This is a genomic window from Alphaproteobacteria bacterium, from assembly GCA_030680745.1.
In the GTDB taxonomy this organism is placed as follows: Bacteria; Pseudomonadota; Alphaproteobacteria; order JAUXUR01; family JAUXUR01; genus JAUXUR01.
Genome location: JAUXUR010000080.1, coordinates 1 through 21216 on the forward strand (window position 1 = coordinate 1; position 21216 = coordinate 21216).

Sequence of the window (21216 nt, forward strand, 5' to 3'; positions counted from 1 at the left end):
TTTTAAAAAACAAGAATAATATTTTTGAATATATAAAAGAAAAAAAATGGAATGAACATGAAACCATTAGCTTTATTTCTTCAGTCTATTTATTTAAAACATATAGTGAAAGAAACAATTTTATTCAATTTTTAGATGAAGGCAATCTAGATAATAACGAAATTATTCTTTTGAACAATATATTAAATTCTACGAATGATATTACCCATTTAATAAATTCTTTTAATATTATTAAAAAAAACAACGACATTAATAAAGAAAATCATTTGGATATAATCCGTTCATTAAGCGCCTATAATCCAATAGAGCGACTGCTTATAGCAGAAAAACTAAAAGATTTTGATGCAGAAACAACAGAATCCATTGCGGTCATATTAAAAATTATTTTCTTTATGCCATCAACACATCATGAAACTTTTATCAATTATATAAAAACAATGTCTGAACAAGAAATAAAATATTATGAAAACTCAATAAATAATGATTTTTTTTGCATCTTAAAAAATTGCTTTCATAACACCGCTGACGATCTTAAAAAAAATTGGCTCGACCATTGGCATAAAATTCTTATTTCTTACAATAAAGAACATGTCATTGCATTAGTTAATTTTATAAATGCACATAAAAATGATATTCACTTTGAAGAAAATGATATAAAACTCACTATAACCATTCCACCAATTCTAGGATGTATTAACAATTCATATATAAACCACCAAAATCTTTTAAAAAAAAGACAAACATTTACGAAAGTATCTCATGAAGCATTACATATAGATGAAATTGAAAATCAAAAAATTTCCCTGAATCCGCAATTTTTTGAAACATTATCCAACAAATTATCTATCGATCCTAGCTCTGTCCCTAAAATATCGCCAGATGTATTTTTAAGTGTTTTAGACGGTATAGAAAAAGATATGGAAAATAAGGAAGTTGCAGCAGAAGTATACGGGCTTATAGGCGACTTTAACAACCTAAAACACAACATTTCTTCAAATGATTCTTATCTTGTTTTTCTATTAAATACATCTGCTGACCATCTGATCGGTGCACAATTTAAGTGTATTATGAACCATATCCTTTCATTGCCAAAAGAGCGGTTACCCAACCAATTATCCGACCAACAAGCGGCCTATCTAAAAACAATTTACTCTATTTTTGCCTGCCCTGTTGGAAAAGATGCAGGAATCGTCAATGCCTATATTTCTTTACCAAATCAATCAAAGCTTCTATTTAACAATAACACAGACAATGAAGAAATGAATGATGAGTACGTTGAATCTGTGTCGCATCAAAAAACACTTAATTTTATTTATTCAATGCTGCAAGAAAACATAGATCAACGTTTTTATAATAATGATTTACTTTGCGGTATGTGCAAACTTGATCCTAGTTTAGTGTTTAATATAGATAATATTGCTCAACCCGTTCATCAAAGCTTATATTTAAGAAATTTAATTGGTGATTTAGTGGGATCACGTTACGGTGTAGAATTTGATTTCTATTATTTTGAAAACAATACATCGCCTTACTTCCTTAACTTAAAACGACAAAAAGCTATCGACACCTATTATGAACATGCAAAACCAAATGCATTTATTAAATTCATTCAAGCTAAAATTAACGAGGCTTTAGAAATAGAATTTGCTAAAAAGGGAAGCCCTTCTAGTGACCAAACACGTCATATTTACAATGGTATTTCCGATATGTTGGCAGAAACAATAAGCCCTAACGACATCTGGGACATAGAAGAAGATGATGATTTTATGCCCATTTCGATCAAAATTAAAGATAAAGCTGTTTTTGAATTATTACTCAAAGTAAAAGCGATCATCAAAATATAAAAATTTAAATTTTTAAAACAAGGAACCTATAAAATGAAAAAAAATACTTTATTAGCTTTATTACTTTTAAATTTATCTTCATTTTCTGCTTTTTCAGTAAATAACAAAAACAACATAATTATAGAAGAATCAGAACCAGCACCAATGCCTAAAACATTATCTCAAATTAATATTTTTTTAAAAAATTACACTGAATTTTTTGATCAAAACCAAGAATTACTTAAATTTTTAGCACTTATTATTGAAAAAACAAAAGGCACAATATTTGAAAAAATGGATCTTGCAAAAAAATTCATAGAAACAAGTAAGGAATTAGTGCCAGACTCAAACGACCGTGATCATTTTGTTAAATTAACATATAAAATTTTAAAAAACACAACATCGTCTTTAAATGACTATATAAATCTTTTTACTTTTATATATAAAATTGAACCAACGCAATTTGATAATATAGAGTCAATGATCAAAAATATGTTGCAACAAAATAATGTAAAAAGCACAAACAACATTATTTCCTTTATCAAGACTTTCAATGCTGCAAGCGAAGAAGGTAGAAGAAATATATTAAAATGGCAAAAAAATATATTAAGTTTTATTCCGCACGAATACAAAGATGAAAAATCATTCCCATCTTGTATTCAATCCATTGCAAATGATCCATCACTAACATTTTCGGAACCCCTTAAAAAATTCATACACCTTATTTCAAAGAAAGACCACAATTCAAAAGCCAATCCTGACGTATTATTTAAAATTATTTTACATACATCTGAAGCTGATTTTAATAAGGGAATGCCCCTTGTAGAAAAACTTTTTACCACACACGCTAGGTGGGGATATAGTGATTGTGTATCCATCTCTAGTTATATTCTTGAACGTGCAATGTCACCAGAATTTCTAGAACGTTTTAATTTCATCTACACAAAATCAAAAAATAATCATTGGGATGCAAAAACCTTAGCTGACTGCGTTGAACAAATATACCAATTAAATGAAAATGAATTTAATAAAATTAAACCACAAACAATTGCTGCTAATTTAGATTTTTATTTACAAAAAAATGATGTGCTTTTTAATGCTAAACTATTTTTGGATAGCGTTATTTTTGAAGATTTCGAAAGCAAAGATATTCCCAGATCAACACTCATGGCACTTTGGGAAAACGGAACAACACGACATTCATATTCCATGAAATTGGCTGATTTATTATTTTGCATGTCTGAACAATCAGACGACGATATTAAATCATCAATACTCCATTCACTTTGGAAACATAAAGAATTTAGTAAAAAATATTGTATTAAAATAGTTGATTTTTTATTCACTTTACCAGAATACGAACAAAAAAATATTCAATTTGATATACTCAAAGAACTTTGGACAGATCCTGAAACAAAAGAATTACATCATGAATCATTAAGCAATATGTTTATAGATTTTTTACAACATATAAAATCTTCAGAAGACATAAATTACATTGATTATATAATTTCAGAAATTTTAAATTGCATAGAAATAAAACAAATCACCAAAGATAAATTGATCGATGTATTATTTTTAATGTGCGAACAATTAAACATCAATATTAAATCATTTATACTCAAAGCAATTTGGAAAAATAAAGAATTATGCAAAAAACATTGCATAAAAATAGTTGATTTCTTATTTGCTTTACCAGAATACAACAACAAAAATATTCAATTTGATATGCTCAAAGCACTTTGGAAAGATCCTGAAACAAGACAATTACACCATGAAGCACTAAGCAACATGTTTTTAGATTTTTTACAAAATATAGCATCCTCAGAAGATAAAATTTACATACGCTATATAACTTTTGAACTGCTAAGTGACGAAGAGACAAAACAAATCACTAAAGATAAATTATTTAATTTATTACCTTTTATGTACAAGCAATCAAAATACAACATTAAATCATCGATACTCAATACTTTTTTGAAACATAAAGAATTATATAAAAAACATTACATTAAAATATTTAATTTTTTATTAAATCCAATAGAAAACAACATAAATAATATTAAATTTGACATATTCAAAGAACTTTGGACAGATTCCAAAACAGAGCAATTACACCATGAAGCATTAAGCAACATGTTTATAGATTTTTTACAAAACATATCATCATCAAAAGATACCAATTATATTTATTATATAATTCAAGAACTACTGAATTACCCAGAAATAAAACAAATCACTAAAGATAAATTAATTGATTTATTTTTAGAACACATTCAAAACAACTCGATCATCGAAGAAAACTACAAAATATTTATTGAACTAACAAAAAATGAAAAAATTTTAAAAAACAACAAATCAATTTTAATAAAAATATTTAAAGAATATATCAAAAATTTTTCAAACATAGAAGAGTTAAAAAATAAATTTAATACAGAAGGAAATACTGTAAGGCATCACTTTTTAAGAAACACAGAATTTGACAGATTTAATATTTTTTTAAAAAAAATCTATATTCCTAGAATAGATTCGTATATTATTTTCGGACATCCTTTTCAAAAAACATACAATCAATTTATACTTTATTTTTGGCCAATAATGAATAATGCTCTAAAAATAACTCTATGCCATAATATTATGGATATTTTTGGCGCTGATAATCCACGCGTCCAAGAATTATTATTCCTATATGCACGTGAAAACATTAATAAACACAATCCTACTTTAATTTTCGCCAATTTACTTAAAAAATTAAAAGAACCTTATACCCACAATCTCTCTATTGAAGACGCAATATTAATCAAAAATGGAACTGAAGAAATAGTTCATGCGACCATTAACCCAGAAATTTTTAGTTATTTGCCTATCAGTCAAGACGCTTTAGCAAATCTTGATGATGTTGATGCAATCTTGGGTGATCTGAATACAATTGAAAATGCGAAATTAAGAAATATAATCAAAGCAGTACAATCAGATGATGAGTTTCAAAGCTATTTTATGGCGCCATTTTCAGAAGAAGCAATCATGCTTCAGGCCATGATTAAAAAATTTAAAGAAATGAAAAAAGATGGCAAAGAAAGACTTATTACCTTAATGCATCAAATGTACCAATGTAAAAAAGGAAAAAATCAAGCTATTTGGGATCATTATTCAATCGAATCAAAACTGCTTTTTACAGCAGATCTTAAAACCATTACAGATTGGTTAATGCGTCTTCGCCACATACCAGAAGAAAATCTACCTGCTCCTTATAAGACTAAAAGCAAATGGGTTGATTTAATTAATATGATTATAAAACAGGACCATATTTTCCGTAGACATCTTACAGATTTTCAAACAGAAGATGCACAACGCTTAAAAGGCTTATTAGGATATCTTCGTTATCTTGAGCAAGATATTGATCCTGCCAACCATGATCAATTAAACAAAAACTTAAAAAATGTTCTTGAGGTTTTAGTACAATTAAGCAATCCAGATGATTTCTATCAAAACCTGACTAAATTATGCACTGCATACAAAATTTATCTACCTGCTAATAAATTTGGTGACCACTTATCCATTAATTCTATCAACGTATTGATTCAAAATCTTAAAGAAAAAGATATTGAAGGACGTGGCGATTTACATAAACTTCAAACAGAAATGGATCATTTTGTAAAAAATCAAGATTTCATTGACCTCTTAAATAATTTTAATGATGAAAATGGACAAAAATTACGTGAACTCATAGGTGGATATATCATCAATGGTTGGTCAGTTGGCCTTCTTAACTTAATGGATCTTTCAAATACCAGCACACTTTATGAAGCTGTTGATGAAATGTTCAAACATGTCAACATCGACAAAGATGTATCACTCAGTTGGGCCAATTTAAAAAAGATTATTATCAAAGAAATAATTGATCTTAAACGTCAATCTATTAATGCACTCGCTGAAAAAATTGTGAGGATAAGCTATGCAGAGATTCCGCATTATGTTGCATATCTTGAATCACTTTTAGGTGGCGCCATCGGCCTACGTAATACTAAAAAGGCACCTGACTTTGATAGCAATCCCCCAAATTCTAAATTAACGTCAAAATCATTACAAGAAGCATTAGACTTATTTCATGAACAATTTACACCAAGCACAATTATTAATCATTTAGCTTCAATGATTAGTGAAAACAAATTAAGTATTATTGACCCCAAAACAGGCATCAATATTATTTCAGATTTGATTCGTATGGCGGCTCAAGAACAATTAAACATCGATCAGACGGATGATCTTTTAGACCTACTTTATGATGAAGATAGTGGCAATCCAAAACCACTTGCTTTTATTCTTCTATTAATGAAACTTGAAATCTTAAAAGAAACAGGTGAAAGCGACAATATCATTATAAAAAACATTCTTACGCTCGACTAATATTTATTTAAAACAAGGAATATATACGATGAAAAAAAATACAACATTAGCTTTATTGCTTTTAAACTTGGCTTCTTTTTCTGCTTTTTCAGCAGGCAATGAATCTGATAACATGATTATTGATGCTCCGGCACCAAATCCAATGCACACAAGAATTATTAATCAAATCAAGGTGTTATTTAATAGAGAACTTAATAAAATTAATGCATCTGACAAAGAAAGACTTGAACTCATTGATATAGCAATCCAAATCGCTTGTAAAGAAAACTGGGATTTTTTTAAAATTGCTAGTTTTCAAACTAAAATCTTTGACTTAAAACTAAACATTGTTGACCTTAAAATTATTATTGAATTGACTTTTGAATTATTAAAAAGCACACCATCACAACCACTTGATTACGAAAACCTTGCTAAAGTTATTTTAAAAACAGACTTACTTAACAACAATGATAATCTAGAGTTATTAAAAAACATCCTAAAAGATACCCACATAGACTTAAAAAGCGGCCTTACACCCTTTATTGAAATAATTTGCGATACAAATGACGAAGGCAGAAAAAATTTATTAGATTGGCAAAAAAATATTTTTACGCTTTTACCCTGTGAACATATAAATGCAAAAGAATTCACTAAAATATTTCAATATGTTGCCAACAATCCTTCACAAACGCCTTCTGAACACCGCATATCATTCTTAAAGCTTTTAGGTCAAAAAGAATTAACACATTCAATTAATGATACATTAATGAACGTTTTAATAAATTCATCTGAAACTGATTTGAAAGCCGCCATACCGCTTTTAGAAAAAATTTTTGCATTATACCCTTCATGGACACTTAAAGATTGCCTTAATATCTCTGACTATATCCTTGAACGCGCTATGTCATCAGAATTTATTGAACGCTTAAACTACACTTATGGCATATTAGGTGACAATAATTGGGAAATAAATGATTTTAGAAATTGTCTTGATTATATCTATATGCTAGATGAAGAAAATTTTAACAAATTTAATTTAGTCTTTACGAATTTTAAGCCTATTGCTTCAAAGAAAATAATAGAACGCTTCAATGATCCACTCACAAACAAAAATTCCTTTGGTTTTATTTTTAATGAAAAAATATATAGTTTTAACGCTGCCAGAGAATATCTTGAATTCATTTCGATAATATCTAAAATAAATACAGAAAAAATGAATCATTTTTTTAATTTTTTAGATCAAAAAAAATTCGAATTAAAAGACATGATTCAATTTATTAACAGAATTTCTTTAATTAAAGACAATCATCAACAACTTGAAATCATTAAATTCTTAGATGAAAAAAATTGGAGTCCTGAAAATATTATAAAGTTAATCACACATCTCTCTTTATTAGTTAACTCTAGAGACCTCAACGAAGTATTTCAATTTTTAAATGAAAAAAATTGGGATGGCGATAACACTATCAGTTTTCTTTCATCCATTACATTATTTAAAAGCTATATTGAAAAAAGAGATTTTCTTCAATTCTCCGAAGAAAATAAGTTTGATTGCGATGAACTTAATGCTTTTTGTACGATATTGGCTTCAATAAATGATACGACACATTTAATTAAATCCCTTCGTATTTTTATGAATAACAACGAATGCAACAAAGATAATCTTATAGATATAATCCATTCATTAAGCGCCTTTAATCCAATGGATCGAATTCCTGTTGCTGAAAAATTTATAGGCTTTGATGCCAGCGTATCAAAATCTTTTGCTAACATATTAAAAATTCTATTTTTTATGCCGTCAGAATATCACGAACGCTTTATTAATCATATCAAGGCTGAACTTATTCAAAACCCCCACAAATACGAAACCTTAACAAATGATATTATTTTTGCTATCCTAAAAGCTCATTATAATGATGATTCTAAAAATCATAAAGAAACTTGGCAGAAACATTGGCACGAAACGCTTCATTGTTACAATAAAGAATATGTCTCCATATTAGCCAATTTTATTAATGAAAACAAAAAAGACATTCATTTTGACGAAGATGATACTAAACTTGTCACAACTATTTTAAAAATATTAGACTATCCAAAAAATTCATATAAAAATCACGAAAAACTTTTAAACAAAAGAAAAAACTTTGTTAGAGTTTCAAATGATACCCCATTCACCGATCACGTTGATGGCTATGATATTATGCTTAATCCCCTGTTTTTTGAAACATTGTCGCGCAAATTATCCATTGATCCTCGTTCTGTCCCTTATGTATCACCAAACATATTATTAACAATGATACACGAAATCGAAGAATGTATGCGTGATAAGGAATTTAAAAATGAAGTACTTGGCCTCATAAGTAATTTTAAGAATTTAAAACATAACATCACTTCCTACGATTCTTATCTTATAACACTCTTAAAAACACCTGTGGAGCATGTGATTGGCGCACAATTTAAATGCATCATGGATCATATTCTTTCTTTATCAAAAGTTAGAAATCCACATCAATTATCTGAACAACAAGCTGCCTTTTTAAAAACAATGGCCTCTATTTTTGCTTGTTCTGTTGGTAAGGATGCTGGTGTCATCAATGCCCATACTTCTTTGCCAGTTGAATCAAAACTTCAATTTAGCAACATCAAAAATAACGATTATGTTGAATCATCATCACATCGAAAAGCATTAGATTTTATTTACTCCGCATTGCAAGAAAACATAGATCAACTTTTTTATAATGATGAATTACTTTATTTCATTTGCGAATCAAGTCTTTTGGCTAGACAATTAGGTGATGATGCACTTGTCCAACCCGTTCACCAAAGCTTGTATTTAAGAAATTTAATTGGCGATTTAGTTGGATCTCGTTACGATGTCAAATTTGATATATATTATTTCGAACATAACGCATCGCATTATTTTCTAAACTTAACACGCCAAAAAGCCATTGATGCTTTTTACGCACATGCAAAGCCAAATGATATGATTAAATTTGTTCAAAACAAAATTAACGAAGCTTTGGACCATGAATTTCCTAAAAATGTAGCACCTTCCAGCCAACAATCCCACCATATCTATAATGGCATTATTCAAATATTAGAAGGAACCCTAACAGCTGAAGAAATTTGGGATTTTGATGATAATTACAGACCCCTTTCCATTAAAGATAAAGCTGTTTTTGAGTTACTTACTAAAATAAATGCCATTAAAAAACTAGGCGAAACAATGAATGATGACATCATTATGGACGAAGACACTAACATTATTATTATTCATAATAATAATTAATAACATATTGTTATTTTCTCTACGTGCCGCTCTAATGAGTGGCATGTAAGTGAATCTTAAATATGGCTTCGCATAAGCACCCTTCCCCCACCACATTCTATACAATTGTTACTATTGATCTTTTTAATCCAATACTATAATTTAATAAAATATTCTTGAACATAGAAAGCTATCTCTTTGAAAAAAAAATTCTTTTTATTTACCCTTTTTTTTATTACGTCATATCAAACTGTTTTCGCAAATTTTTACAACGCTCAAACATTGATTCTCGAGAACGGGTTTAAATTTGTTTTCGTTAAAAACCCACGCGTTGAACAAAGTGCGCATTATAGCTTAATTTATAATGTTGGCGCGCGAGACGAAAATGTAGATCTTCACAAAACGGGTCTTGCTCATTTTCTAGAGCATTTAATGTTTCATGGTACAAAATTATATCCTCGAAATACATATCAAGAAAAAATCTTTCAAGCAGGTGGCGAACAAAACGCTGAAACTAATTATGATTATACAAAATATTACGCTACCATTCCAAAAAATCAACTGATTGAAATCTTAGAAATTGAAGCAGATCGGATGCAACATCTTGTTATCGAAACTGATGCCTTTGAAAAAGAAAAATCCGTTGTGTTGGAAGAAATTTGTGGTGCTGATGAAGCAGACCCAGTTGAACCCTATCGCCAAGGGATAAGGGATCGCCTTTATGAAGGACATCCCTATCAACGACCTATCGGCGGCATAAGGCCTGACATAGAAAATCTAACAACTAACGATGCCTATGCTTTTTATCGCACCTATTATCAACCCTGCAATGCCACACTTTATATTGAAGGCGATTTTGATTTTGATGCTCTCGCCAAACACATAAAGACCCTATTTGCACCCCTTCAAAACAACTTGCCCATCATAAGACCCATTATCAACAATAATTGTCCTCTTAATAAAGAAATATACGTTTATCATGCTGCAAGCCAAAAAAATGCAAACTTCAACAGAACATATCGTCTTCCCGTCGGTGACCTTACTGAAAAAGCCGCATTAGAATTATTATGCTCATTTTTAAAGCTAAAAAGCACTTCTTTCATCCAGTTTCTTATTGATCAAAAAAAAATAACAACCCATCTTTATATTGCGTTTAATGCAGAAAAAAAAGATTTTTGGAATCTTGATATTTCTTTTGTCCTCAATCATGAATTATTTGAGCTTCATAAAATTAATAAAGCTATTGATCAAGCATTTATAAAGATGCTTGAAAGCGAAGATATAAACGCAATAAAACTATTAGAAATACGCAAAAAAGATGATTATTGTAACATATGCATTATGACTGTTTTTCCTGCCTACGCTCAATTGGTTACGAACATAATTGAATCAGGACAAATCATCGACAACTTAGAATCATCTTTAAATATCAAAAAAGAAATGACTGACACTCAAATCAAAAATGCATTAAAGATTTTGATAAATCATCAAGATTATTTAACATCTTGTTTATTGCCTCAATAATATAATAGTAGGAAATGATGACACATTTAATAAAAAAAATATTTTTAACACACGTCATACTCTCATTTTTATGTCTAGATATTGGTGCAAATCCAATAAAAATTATTAAGTGCCCTAACTCAAAAGTTAATTTTTGGTATATTCATCAACCAAGTCTACCTCTTATTCGCCTAAGCTTAATATTTAAAATCAAAATGGTAGAAGAACCCGTTCAAGGATTGTGTGAAGCCATTAAACGCACCTTATTCTTATCTGCAGGCGATTTGAACGAAAAAGAATTTTCTGAACAAATAGAAAAACTGTCTGGAAGTATTTCACTCTTTACTAGTAACGAAAGTTTTAATTTTACAATTCAAGCGCATTGCGATGATTTAGAAGATTTATTAAATCTATTAGCTTTATGTATTACAGATTCAAACTTTGGAAACGAACACTTTGAAAGAATACTTGATATTGCTGCTAAGGCAACAGCTTCTTCTTTAAATTACCCTGGCGGATTGTTACGTATATATTCTAAAAAACATCTATTTAAAGAACACATTTTTTCTAAAACAATCGATATTGTCAAACATAATAAAAACGCAATCACTCAAGATTTATGTCAAGAATTTATGGCAACGCGAGTTGGACGCGATAATATTATTATTGGTGCTATTGGTGCAATCCCGCCTGATGAATTAACAAATATTCTTGATCATTTTCTTTCAGCATTACCCGAAACAACATTGCATTCATCCTTTCCGCCAATCGTATTAAACCTAAAAAAAGAAATTCATCTCATAAGGCGAAAACAACCCCAATCAGTTTGTAGATTTATGCAATTAGGCTTGCCCAATAATCATCCTGATTATGTTCCCTTTAAAGTTTTACAGCAAATTATAGGAAGCGGCGATTTTCAATCCATTCTTATGAAAGAACTAAGAAGCGATACAGGGTTAGTCTATAGTATTTCTCTAACAGATATAGAATGCCCACAAAAAAACAAAATTCTACAAGGCGATTATAACACTGAAAACCATAAATTTCCTGAAACATATAAACTTATTATGGATGTATGGCACAATCTAAAAATAAATGGACCTAAGGAAGAAGAGTTTAACAATGCGAAAAATAATTATATTGGATCATTAACTCTAGAAGACGAAAATAACTATTTATGTAATGCTGAGGAGCTTTCCCATCTTCAATTTTTAGATTTTACAAGCGATCGCTATAAATACATTCATAAAGAACTACCCAGGGTAACTTACGAAGATGTAAAGCGTGTTGCACAACTTTATTTAACCCCTGATCATTTAATCTTTTTCGTCGAAGGCGACCCACCACAATGCGAAAGTATCAATTATATTGAAACATCCGCCGAGGATTTTATCGAAACTTTTTTAAATGCACCATAATTTTTTTATAAAAATCAGTACAAGCTTCTTGACAGAAAGGTTTTGATCTTATATTGTCTAGTTTCAATAGAATGGGTGATTAGCTCAGTGGTAGAGCGTCTCGTTTACACCGAGAGGGTCGGCAGTTCGACACTGTCATCACCCACCATTTTTCCTTCCCTCAATTTCAAAAATACTGTTACTCAAAAAACGATCTCCTAGGAATATTTTGCCGAGCGCTCTAGCCAAAGCGTTTATTATTTTCTATAGTACAGGAAATAATAAATAATATTTTGGGGATACGCATTGGAAGGATTTATTGGATTTTTAAGAAATCTAGGTCCAGGCCGCCTTACAGCAATAGGTGCGACTGTTGTTGCCCTTTTTGTATTTTTCACCTTTCTAATCTCTCGTTTTTCAACCGAACAAATGTCACTTCTTTTTGGCGAACTTGACCCCAAAGACAGTGCCGCTATTATTACAAAACTTGATACGATGGAAATCCCCTATAAAATAGGCACTGGTGGGACACATATCCTTGTCCCTCATGATCAAGTTGACAAATTAAGACTCAATCTTGCGCGCGAAGGCATTCCGCATGGTGGCTCTGTAGGATATGAAATTTTCGATAAAAGTGATGGCTTTGGGTTAAGTCAATTCATGCAAAATATGAATCATGTACGTGCGCTTGAAGGCGAATTATCGCGTACTATCTCATCCATTCATGCCGTGAAATCTGCCCGCGTTCATCTAGTTTTTGGCAAAAAAGAACTTTTTTCGCGTGATTCTTTAAACCCAAGCGCTTCCATCATTATCTCCATGCGCACAAGCGAACGTTTATCCAAAGCTGAAGTGGCCTCCGTTCAACATCTTGTAGCGTCCGCTGTCCCTGGCCTCAAACCGAGTCAAATTTCAATTGTTGATGATCGCGGCGTTTTACTTGCAAAAGGCTTTTCAGACGAAAACGATCCGTCACAATATGCTTCGAATAATGATGAATTGCGCTTTCAATTTGAACAACGCATGCGACGTTCGTTAGAAGACATGCTTGAAAAAACATTAGGACCTGGAAATACACGCGTTGAAGTAACAGCCAATCTTGATTTTAACCGCATTGTATCAAACGAAGAAATTTATGACCCTGATGGAAAAGTAACACGCTCAACCCAAAACAATGAAGATTCTTCAGAAAACCAAGAACAAGAATCTAATTCAAATGTCTCTGCCCAAAACAATACACCAGCCGCCTCTGGCGCTGCTGATGGTGGGACGAAAGCCAAAGGACAAACCAAAAGAACTGAAGAAACTATTAATTACGAAATTTCAAAAACAATAAAACAAACGACTAAAGAAGTGGGTGAAGTTAAAAAAATATCCGTGGCTGTACTTGTTGATGGTAATTATACAAAAAATGACAAGGGTGAAGAAACCTACCAACCGCGTAATGAAGAAGAAATAAAACAAATCACAACGCTTATCAAATCAGCCATCGGCTTTGATGAAAAAAGAAATGACGCCGTTCAGGTTGTTAATATGCGTTTCCAAAAACCTGTCCTACAGCCTGATATCCAAGAAGATAAAATTATGGGTATGAATAAAAGCGAATTACTACGTATTGCCGAAAATATTGGCTTTGCTTTTGTTGGGTTCTTAGCTTTGTTACTCGTTGTAAGACCCGTCATGATGCGAGCGTTTGAAGGTGCCTCAACACGATCTGGAGGTGCCCTAACTGTTGACGGTGAAACAATGGTTGGTGCGCTTCAAGGACCATCGCAAGGGAAAAATAATCTTCAAAATACATCTAGCGGCAAAATAAACGAATCAGAAGAAGCTGAAAAAATGATCAACTTAGAACAAGTTGCAGGAAAAGTAAAAGCATCATCCCTTCATCGTTTAACCCGTATCATTGAAAATCATCCTGAAGAAGCTGTTTCTGTCATCCGTGCCTGGTTGCACCAAGATGGAGACCGTTAATGGCGAAACTAAGAGAAGATATTCGTTCGTTAACAGGCCCTGAAAAAGCAGCATCCCTGCTTTTATCACTGCCAGAAGAGCAAGCGACACGTATTTTTGCAATGCTTTCGGAAGACGAAATCAGAGAAATTTCACAGACAATGGCAAATCTAGGCACCGTAGGCTCAGGTGTTGTTGAAAATTTATGTGTTGAATTTTCTGAAACAATGTCATCAGCCGGCTCCCTTACAGGCTCATTTGATTCAACAGAAAGACTTCTTGCCAAAGTCCTTGATAAATCTCAAGTCGATAACATTATGGAAGAAATTCGTGGTCCTGCTGGACGGACCATGTGGGACAAATTAAACAATGTCAGCGAATCTGTGCTCGCCAATTATTTAAAAAATGAATACCCCCAAACAGTTGCAGTCGTCCTTTCTAAAGTTAAACCAGATCATGCATCACGTGTTCTTTCTGTGCTTCCCGAACATTTTGCGATTGAGGTCATTGGTCGCATGCTCAAAATCGAACATGTTCAAAAAGAAATTCTTTTTGACGTTGAAAAAACGCTTCGCAACGAATTCATGAGTAATTTGGCCAAAACAAACAGAAAAGATTCACATGAATTTATGGCTGAAATTTTTAATAATCTAGATAGATCAACAGAAAATAGATTTATTGGTGCGTTAGAGCAAACAAATAAAGAATCTGCCGATCGTATTAGAGCATTAATGTTTACCTTTGAGGATCTCATTAAGCTTGATTCAAGTGGTGTCCAAACACTTTTACGTAATGTCGAAAAGGATAAATTGGGACTCTCCCTTAAAGGTGCGTCAGAAGCAATTCGAACATTGTTCTTAGGCAATATGTCGGAACGTGCAGCCAAAATATTAAAAGAGGACATGGATTCGATGGGTCCCGTTCGCGTCAAGGATGTTGAAGCCTCACAAATAGCAATTGTACAAGTTGCAAAAGACCTCGCCTCTCGAAATGAAATTCTATTGTCCAGCAATAGCGCCGATGATGATTTGGTGTATTAATGGTAATATCAACCAATCTTCAAAAATTTAATTTCGCACTTTCTTTTGATGAAATCCTTACTGAAGATCAATTAGAGATTCAGCGTAAAGAAGAATTATTATCATCTTTTAAAAAAGGACATCTTCAAGGCATAGAAGAAGGCGAAAAAATTGGTTATCAAAAAGCTCAAGAAAGTATAGAAGCTGAAACACTTAAACAATTAAGTAATTTTTCGCAAGAACTTACATTGTTTTTCGAAAAAATTGATGAAAAACGAAATGAAAATTCAAACTTAAGCCTTGATCTTGTTAAATTAATTGGTAAAAAGTTTTTTTTAACCGATGATTTGAACGATAAAATTAACTTAATCGAAAAAGGATTACATGACGTTCTTCCGCTTCTTATTGAAGAAGAAAAAATTGTTTTAAACCTTGAGGATACCCTTATCGAACCATTTTCAAAACGTCTTCAAGAATCACATGATTATATAAACATAATCAATAGATTGAATTTTAATACCATGAATCCAAAAGAAAATTTAATTGGACGCATCCAATGGAAAAAAGGGGAAATTGACATTAATCCAGAACATCTTTGGCAAAAAATTTCAGCAATTTTTGATAATTACCAACAACATTTAAGTCAACAAACAGACATACATAAGGAAATTACAAATGAATGATCAAGAAAATCAAAACAAAGACTTAAACTTAGAAGAATTATCATCTGATATTAAAAATGAAACAGCAACTTCAAATAACGCCAATCAACTAAATGATGATTCAGGCTTTAATGTCGCACGCGAATTAGAAGCCATTTATAACGTACCTGTCCAAATTGCAGCAGTCTTAGGCAAAGCCAATATGCAAGTAAGTCAATTACTGAAATTAGGACGTGGTGCCGTCGTAGAATTAGACCGTAAAGTTGGTGAAGCCATTGATATTTATGTTAATGATCGTCTTGTAGCACGTGGTGAAGTCGTCATCATGGACGAAAAACTTGGCATTACAATGACTGAAATCATTAAATCAGATAGAGCAAACTAAATGCAAAATCTACCGAACAACCTAAAATCATTTCCAAGCTCGTCAAGCAAAGACACTAAACCTATCCCAAAAACAAAACTTGATATTGCAACGATCCTTGGATTAATTCTTGGTTTTAGTCTTATATTTACAGCTATTTTAATGGGTGGCGGTGCATCAGATTTTATTGACTTTCCATCAATCCTGATTGTTTTTGGGGGCACTTATGCTGCAACCACCATTTGTTTTTCAATGGAAGAAATGAAACAAGCTTTTACAGCAACAATGCATGCACTTTTTAGATCCATTAAAAACCCTCAAATCTCAGCCATTAAAGCCATGCAACTCGCTGAAATTGCACGTGCAAAAGGCCCCCTATTCTTACAAACATTAAACCAACAATTTAACAATGAACGCATTCTTTATAAAGGCATTGAACTTATCACTGACATTACATCTACAGAAGACGTAGCCCGCGTTCTTTATCAAGAATCAGCTGCTATTGAAATATCCCAATTTCAAAGCGCGCAAGTCCTTCAAAAAGCATCAGAATTTGCACCCGCAATGGGATTAATTGGCACACTTGTAGGCCTTATTCACATGCTTGGACATCTTAATGATCCAGCAACCATTGGCCCAAGTATGGCGGTTGCAATTCTCACAACATTTTATGGTGCTATTTTAGCCAATCTTGTCTTCGCACCTTTAGGATCAAAACTTCTTAAAATCTCTCAAGATGATGCTTTGATTAACAAAATATACACTATTACAATCTTGTCGATGAGCAAGCAAGAAAACCCCAGACAATTAGAAACTCAACTCAATAGTATTTTACCACCCGATAAAAGAATTAGGTACTTTAATAAATAGAAAGGGCATGAAATGCGATTACTCATTGTTGGCGGTTTAGACGGATTTATTGCAAATGCCGGTAAAATTGCACTCGCAAAAGGTGCAAAAGTAGCGCATGTCAATAACATTGAAGCAGCACTTTTAGCCTTAAGATCCGGACAAGGTGCTGATCTTGTTATGATTGATGTTGCCCTAAACGTCAAAGAATTAGTCCAATCCTTGGAACGCGAACGCATTTATGTTTCAATTGTCGCCTGTGGCATTAAAAATGATACAGATGCTGCCGTCAAAGCCATTAAAGCCGGTGCCAAAGAATATATTCCTTTACCACCTGATCCTGAATTAATTGCAGCCATTTTACAAGCCGTCTGCAACGAATCCTCAAATATCCTTTTTGCCGACGACAAAATGAAAGTTCAAGTTCAACTGGCAGAAAAACTGGCACCTAGTGACGCGAATTTAATGATCACCGGTGAATCAGGCACTGGTAAAGAAGTAATGGCACGCTTTATTCACACACATAGTAAACGTGCTGATCAAAAAATGGTCTCTCTCAATTGTGCAGCTATACCTGAAAATTTACTGGAATCTGAACTTTTTGGCCATGAAAAAGGCGCTTTCACAGGTGCCATTGCAAGACGCATTGGTAAATTTGAAGAAGCGAGTGGCGGCACATTGTTTTTAGACGAAATCAGTGAAATGAACCCTCGCCTTCAAGCTAAATTATTACGCGCTATTCAAGAACGTGAAATTGATAGGGTTGGAGGAAGCAAACCCATTAAAATTAACATTCGTCTCATTGCAACAAGCAACCGTAATTTGCTTGAAGAAGTTAAAAATAAAAACTTCCGAGAAGATCTTTATTTTAGATTAAACGTCCTCAATATTCATTTACCCCCTTTAAGAGAACGCCCAAAAGACATTGATTTACTTTCTCAATATTTTGTTCATAAATTTGCTGATGAAAACATGGTCCCACGTCTTCCTATTTCTGAAGAAGCGCGTATCGTTTTAAACAAGTATCAATGGCCGGGCAATGTACGCGAACTTGAAAACACATTACACCGTGCTGTTTTACTATCACAAGGCGACAAAGAAATTTCTGTTGATGCCCTTAAACTTGTTACCCAAACGGGACAATCAACGACTGGACAAACAAACCAAAATCAAAAATATGATGATGCTAATAATCCCAATCTTGTGGGGCGAACGGTCTCTGCTGTCGAAAAAGAACTTATCCTAAATACGTTAGAACATTGTTTATGGAACAGAACACATGCCGCAACAATTTTAGGCATATCAATCAGAACATTACGAAATAAATTAAAATTATATACAGACGAAGGCACCCAAATTCCTCAAGGTAAAGAACAACGCATAACTGGTTAAAAGAATTGGGCTAAACAAATGACTAATCTACAAAAAAATACAAATACTACCCTCTCCCTACGTCCCTGCTTCTTGTCCGCGGGATCCAGAAAGTAAATAAAGAAGATGTCATTGTCTAATTTATACAATGTTAACTTTAGGAAAAATCGTCTGGATCCCGCGATCAAGTCGCGGGACGTAGGAAGCGGGTATGTTCATACTTATAGGTAATGATGTGGCCGTAGGGCTTTAAAAAAAGGACATCGATAGTTAGTGTACTTTTCAACATGTAGCTTTTTCAAGTTATTTCGCTATAATAACATGGACTTAAGGACTTAACAGTAAATGGCTGATCTACAAGAAAATACAAAGACAGAACAAGTAGGTTTCGATTGGGGCATCATTACCAAACGGAAAGATCTTGCTTTTGCTTTTGGTATTGTGATGATTCTCGCCGTTTTAGTTGTGCCATTACCTAAATGGATGCTGGATATCTGTCTTGCTTTATCCATCACTTTTTCTATTCTTATTCTCATGACTGTTCTTTTTATTCAACGACCCCTTGATTTTAACTCGTTCCCCACCGTTTTATTGATTGCAACCATGTTGCGATTATCGCTCAATTTAGCCTCTACTAGGCTTATTTTATCCGATGGACATATGGGCACCAAAGCTGCGGGCGCCATTATTGAGGCCTTTGGAAAATTCTTCATGGGTGGCAATTTTGTCATTGGTATTATCGTTTTTTCAATCCTTGTTATTGTCAATTTCGTTGTGATTACAAAAGGTTCTGGACGAATCGCCGAAGTATCCGCAAGATTCACTTTGGATGCCATGCCTGGTAAACAAATGGCCATTGACGCAGATTTATCGGCAGGTCTTATTAACGAAACTGAAGCACGCAAAAGACGCGTTGAACTCGAAGAAGAAAGTAGCTTTTTTGGGGCAATGGATGGTGCGGCCAAATTTGTTCGTGGTGATGCCATTGCAGGTCTATTAATTACAATCATTAACGTTGTTGGTGGCATTATTATTGGCACCATCCAACAAGGATTAACCCTCGGTGAGGCTGCTCAATCTTACACGATTTTAACCGTTGGTGATGGACTCGTCGCACAAATTCCAGCGCTTATTGTTTCAACAGCTTCTGGTCTTCTCGTTACAAAAGGTGGCATCAAAGGCACCACCGATCAAGCCTTTACGCGACAATTAGGGGGATATCCCCGTGCTTTAGGCATGAGCGCTTTTCTGATGTTTGGCCTAGGACTTGTCCCCAATGTACCCATGTTCCCTTTTCTTTTCTTAGCGTGTCTTACAGGTGCTGGCGCTTGGTATGCAAACAATATTCAAAAAAAAGAAATCAAAGAACCAATTATTGTTGATGAAAAAAATACAAAAACAGGTGAGGAACAACCCTTAACCCAAGGACTTCATTTGGATACAATCCGCCTTGAAGTAGGATATGGCCTTATTCCTCTCGTCAATTCATCAACCTATGGCACACCTTTGACAGATCAAATTAAGACCTTACGTAAACAATATATTCTTGATTATGGGTTTTTAATCCCCGTTATTCGACTTCAGGACAATCTTCAATTACAACCAAATGAATATGCTATTTACGTCAAAGAAGTTGTCGCTGCCAAAGCGCAAGTCCGCATTGACCGGCAACTCGCCATTGATCCAAAAGGGGAACCCATAATGCTTCCTGGAGAACAAACCACCGAACCTGCTTTTGGACTAAAAGCCGTATGGATTGAGCCCCATTTAAAAGAAGATGCCTTATTCAGAGGCTATACCGTTGTTGATGCAGCTTCTGTGATTATTACGCATCTTACTGAAATCATTAAAGATAATATGTCAGAGCTTTTATCTTATACAGAAACACAAAAACTCATTGACGAGATCGCTTCTAAACATAAAAAATTGATTGAAGACCTTATTCCGTCACAAACCAATGTCGGTCAAATTCAACGCGTATTACAAGGCCTTGTCAAAGAACATATCTCCATCCGCGACTTACCCACCATTCTTGAGGGGATGGGCGAGATTATTTCAGTCACCAAAAGCACAACCCGCATCATCGAACAAGTAAGATTAAGACTTTCACGTCAGATTTGTGAATCTTATATGAAGCAACCCGAAAATTATATTCCTTTAGCCCCCTTAAACCCACAATGGGAACAAAAATTAATTGATTCCTTACGTGGACCCGATGATGATCGACAATTAGCTTTATCACCAAGCGAATTACAAAGCTTTATTCAAGACATCAAGAAAGCCTATGAACGTTTTGATTCGATGGGTGAAAACCCCATTCTTTTAACAAATCCGATGGTACGGCCTTATGTCAGATCTATTTTGGAACGCCTGAGGCCACAAACAATTGTGATGTCACAAGCTGAAATTCATCCTAAAGTGAAAATAAGAACCTTGGGGTTGATTGGATGAAACAAATAACCCCAAACTCGTCATTGCGAGCCTCCGCAGGGGGTGTGGCAATCTCAATTTTTCAAGAAGATTGCCACGGGGCCCCTTTTAAATTTGGGCCCCTCGCAATGACGACGGAGGGAAGATTGCCACGGAACTGCGCTCCTCGCAATGACGGACTTTTTAGACCT

At 33.2% G+C, this 21216-nt stretch carries 12 protein-coding genes and 1 tRNA gene; all 13 read left to right on the forward strand.

The annotated features are described in order from the left end of the window. Positions 1-1844, forward strand: a 1844-nt coding sequence (locus Q8L85_10075; protein MDP1725032.1) for a hypothetical protein, incomplete at its 5' end; no start/stop codon positions are given. Between the two features lie 33 nt (positions 1845-1877). After that, positions 1878-6230, forward strand: a complete 4353-nt coding sequence (locus tag Q8L85_10080) for a hypothetical protein (GenBank protein MDP1725033.1) — start codon at positions 1878-1880, stop codon at positions 6228-6230. Between the two features lie 28 nt (positions 6231-6258). Continuing rightward, positions 6259-9498, forward strand: a complete 3240-nt coding sequence (locus Q8L85_10085) for a hypothetical protein (GenBank protein MDP1725034.1) — start codon at positions 6259-6261, stop codon at positions 9496-9498. A gap of 261 nt (positions 9499-9759) precedes the next feature. Then, entirely contained in the window at positions 9760-11001 is a 1242-nt protein-coding gene (locus Q8L85_10090) for a pitrilysin family protein (protein ID MDP1725035.1), read from the forward strand. A gap of 17 nt (positions 11002-11018) precedes the next feature. Then, positions 11019-12398 (forward strand): insulinase family protein, encoded by a 1380-nt coding sequence (locus Q8L85_10095; protein MDP1725036.1) that lies wholly within the window; start codon positions 11019-11021, stop codon positions 12396-12398. Between the two features lie 73 nt (positions 12399-12471). Further along, positions 12472-12546 (forward strand) — tRNA-Val (locus Q8L85_10100). A gap of 137 nt (positions 12547-12683) precedes the next feature. Further along, positions 12684-14351: a flagellar basal-body MS-ring/collar protein FliF gene (gene fliF, locus Q8L85_10105; GenBank protein ID MDP1725037.1), complete on the forward strand. Its 1668-nt coding sequence runs from the start codon at positions 12684-12686 to the stop codon at positions 14349-14351. Then, entirely contained in the window at positions 14351-15370 is a 1020-nt protein-coding gene (fliG, locus tag Q8L85_10110) for a flagellar motor switch protein FliG (GenBank protein MDP1725038.1), read from the forward strand. The genes fliF and fliG overlap by 1 nt, the downstream gene beginning before the upstream one ends. Next, positions 15370-16032 (forward strand): hypothetical protein, encoded by a 663-nt coding sequence (locus Q8L85_10115; protein MDP1725039.1) that lies wholly within the window; start codon positions 15370-15372, stop codon positions 16030-16032. Before fliG ends, Q8L85_10115 begins: the two co-directional genes overlap by 1 nt. Next, the gene (gene fliN / locus Q8L85_10120; GenBank protein MDP1725040.1) at positions 16025-16396 is read left to right on the forward strand and encodes a flagellar motor switch protein FliN; all 372 of its coding nucleotides are present in this window, start codon (positions 16025-16027) and stop codon (positions 16394-16396) included. The genes Q8L85_10115 and fliN overlap by 8 nt, the downstream gene beginning before the upstream one ends. Beyond that, positions 16397-17245, forward strand: coding sequence for a MotA/TolQ/ExbB proton channel family protein (locus tag Q8L85_10125; protein ID MDP1725041.1), 849 nt, complete (start codon positions 16397-16399; stop codon positions 17243-17245). Between the two features lie 12 nt (positions 17246-17257). Further along, on the forward strand, positions 17258-18616 hold the full coding sequence (locus Q8L85_10130; protein MDP1725042.1) for a sigma-54 dependent transcriptional regulator: 1359 nt from the start codon (positions 17258-17260) through the stop codon (positions 18614-18616). A gap of 324 nt (positions 18617-18940) precedes the next feature. Then, a complete protein-coding gene (flhA, locus tag Q8L85_10135) occupies positions 18941-21046 on the forward strand; it encodes a flagellar biosynthesis protein FlhA (protein ID MDP1725043.1) in 2106 nt (701 codons plus the stop codon). Positions 21047-21216 lie beyond the last annotated feature (170 nt).

Bases quoted from the DNA above. Each gene is read 5' to 3' on its own strand.
- Q8L85_10080 (MDP1725033.1), top strand. From the start codon at position 1,878: ATGAAAAAAAATACTTTATTAGCTTTATTACTTTTAAATTTATCTTCA.
- Q8L85_10115 (MDP1725039.1), top strand. From the start codon at position 15,370: ATGGTAATATCAACCAATCTTCAAAAATTTAATTTCGCACTTTCTTTT.
- flhA (MDP1725043.1), top strand. From the start codon at position 18,941: ATGGCTGATCTACAAGAAAATACAAAGACAGAACAAGTAGGTTTCGAT.
- Q8L85_10085 (MDP1725034.1), top strand. From the start codon at position 6,259: ATGAAAAAAAATACAACATTAGCTTTATTGCTTTTAAACTTGGCTTCT.
- fliG (MDP1725038.1), top strand. From the start codon at position 14,351: ATGGCGAAACTAAGAGAAGATATTCGTTCGTTAACAGGCCCTGAAAAA.
- fliN (MDP1725040.1), top strand. From the start codon at position 16,025: ATGAATGATCAAGAAAATCAAAACAAAGACTTAAACTTAGAAGAATTA.
- Q8L85_10095 (MDP1725036.1), top strand. From the start codon at position 11,019: ATGACACATTTAATAAAAAAAATATTTTTAACACACGTCATACTCTCA.
- Q8L85_10125 (MDP1725041.1), top strand. From the start codon at position 16,397: ATGCAAAATCTACCGAACAACCTAAAATCATTTCCAAGCTCGTCAAGC.
- Q8L85_10130 (MDP1725042.1), top strand. From the start codon at position 17,258: ATGCGATTACTCATTGTTGGCGGTTTAGACGGATTTATTGCAAATGCC.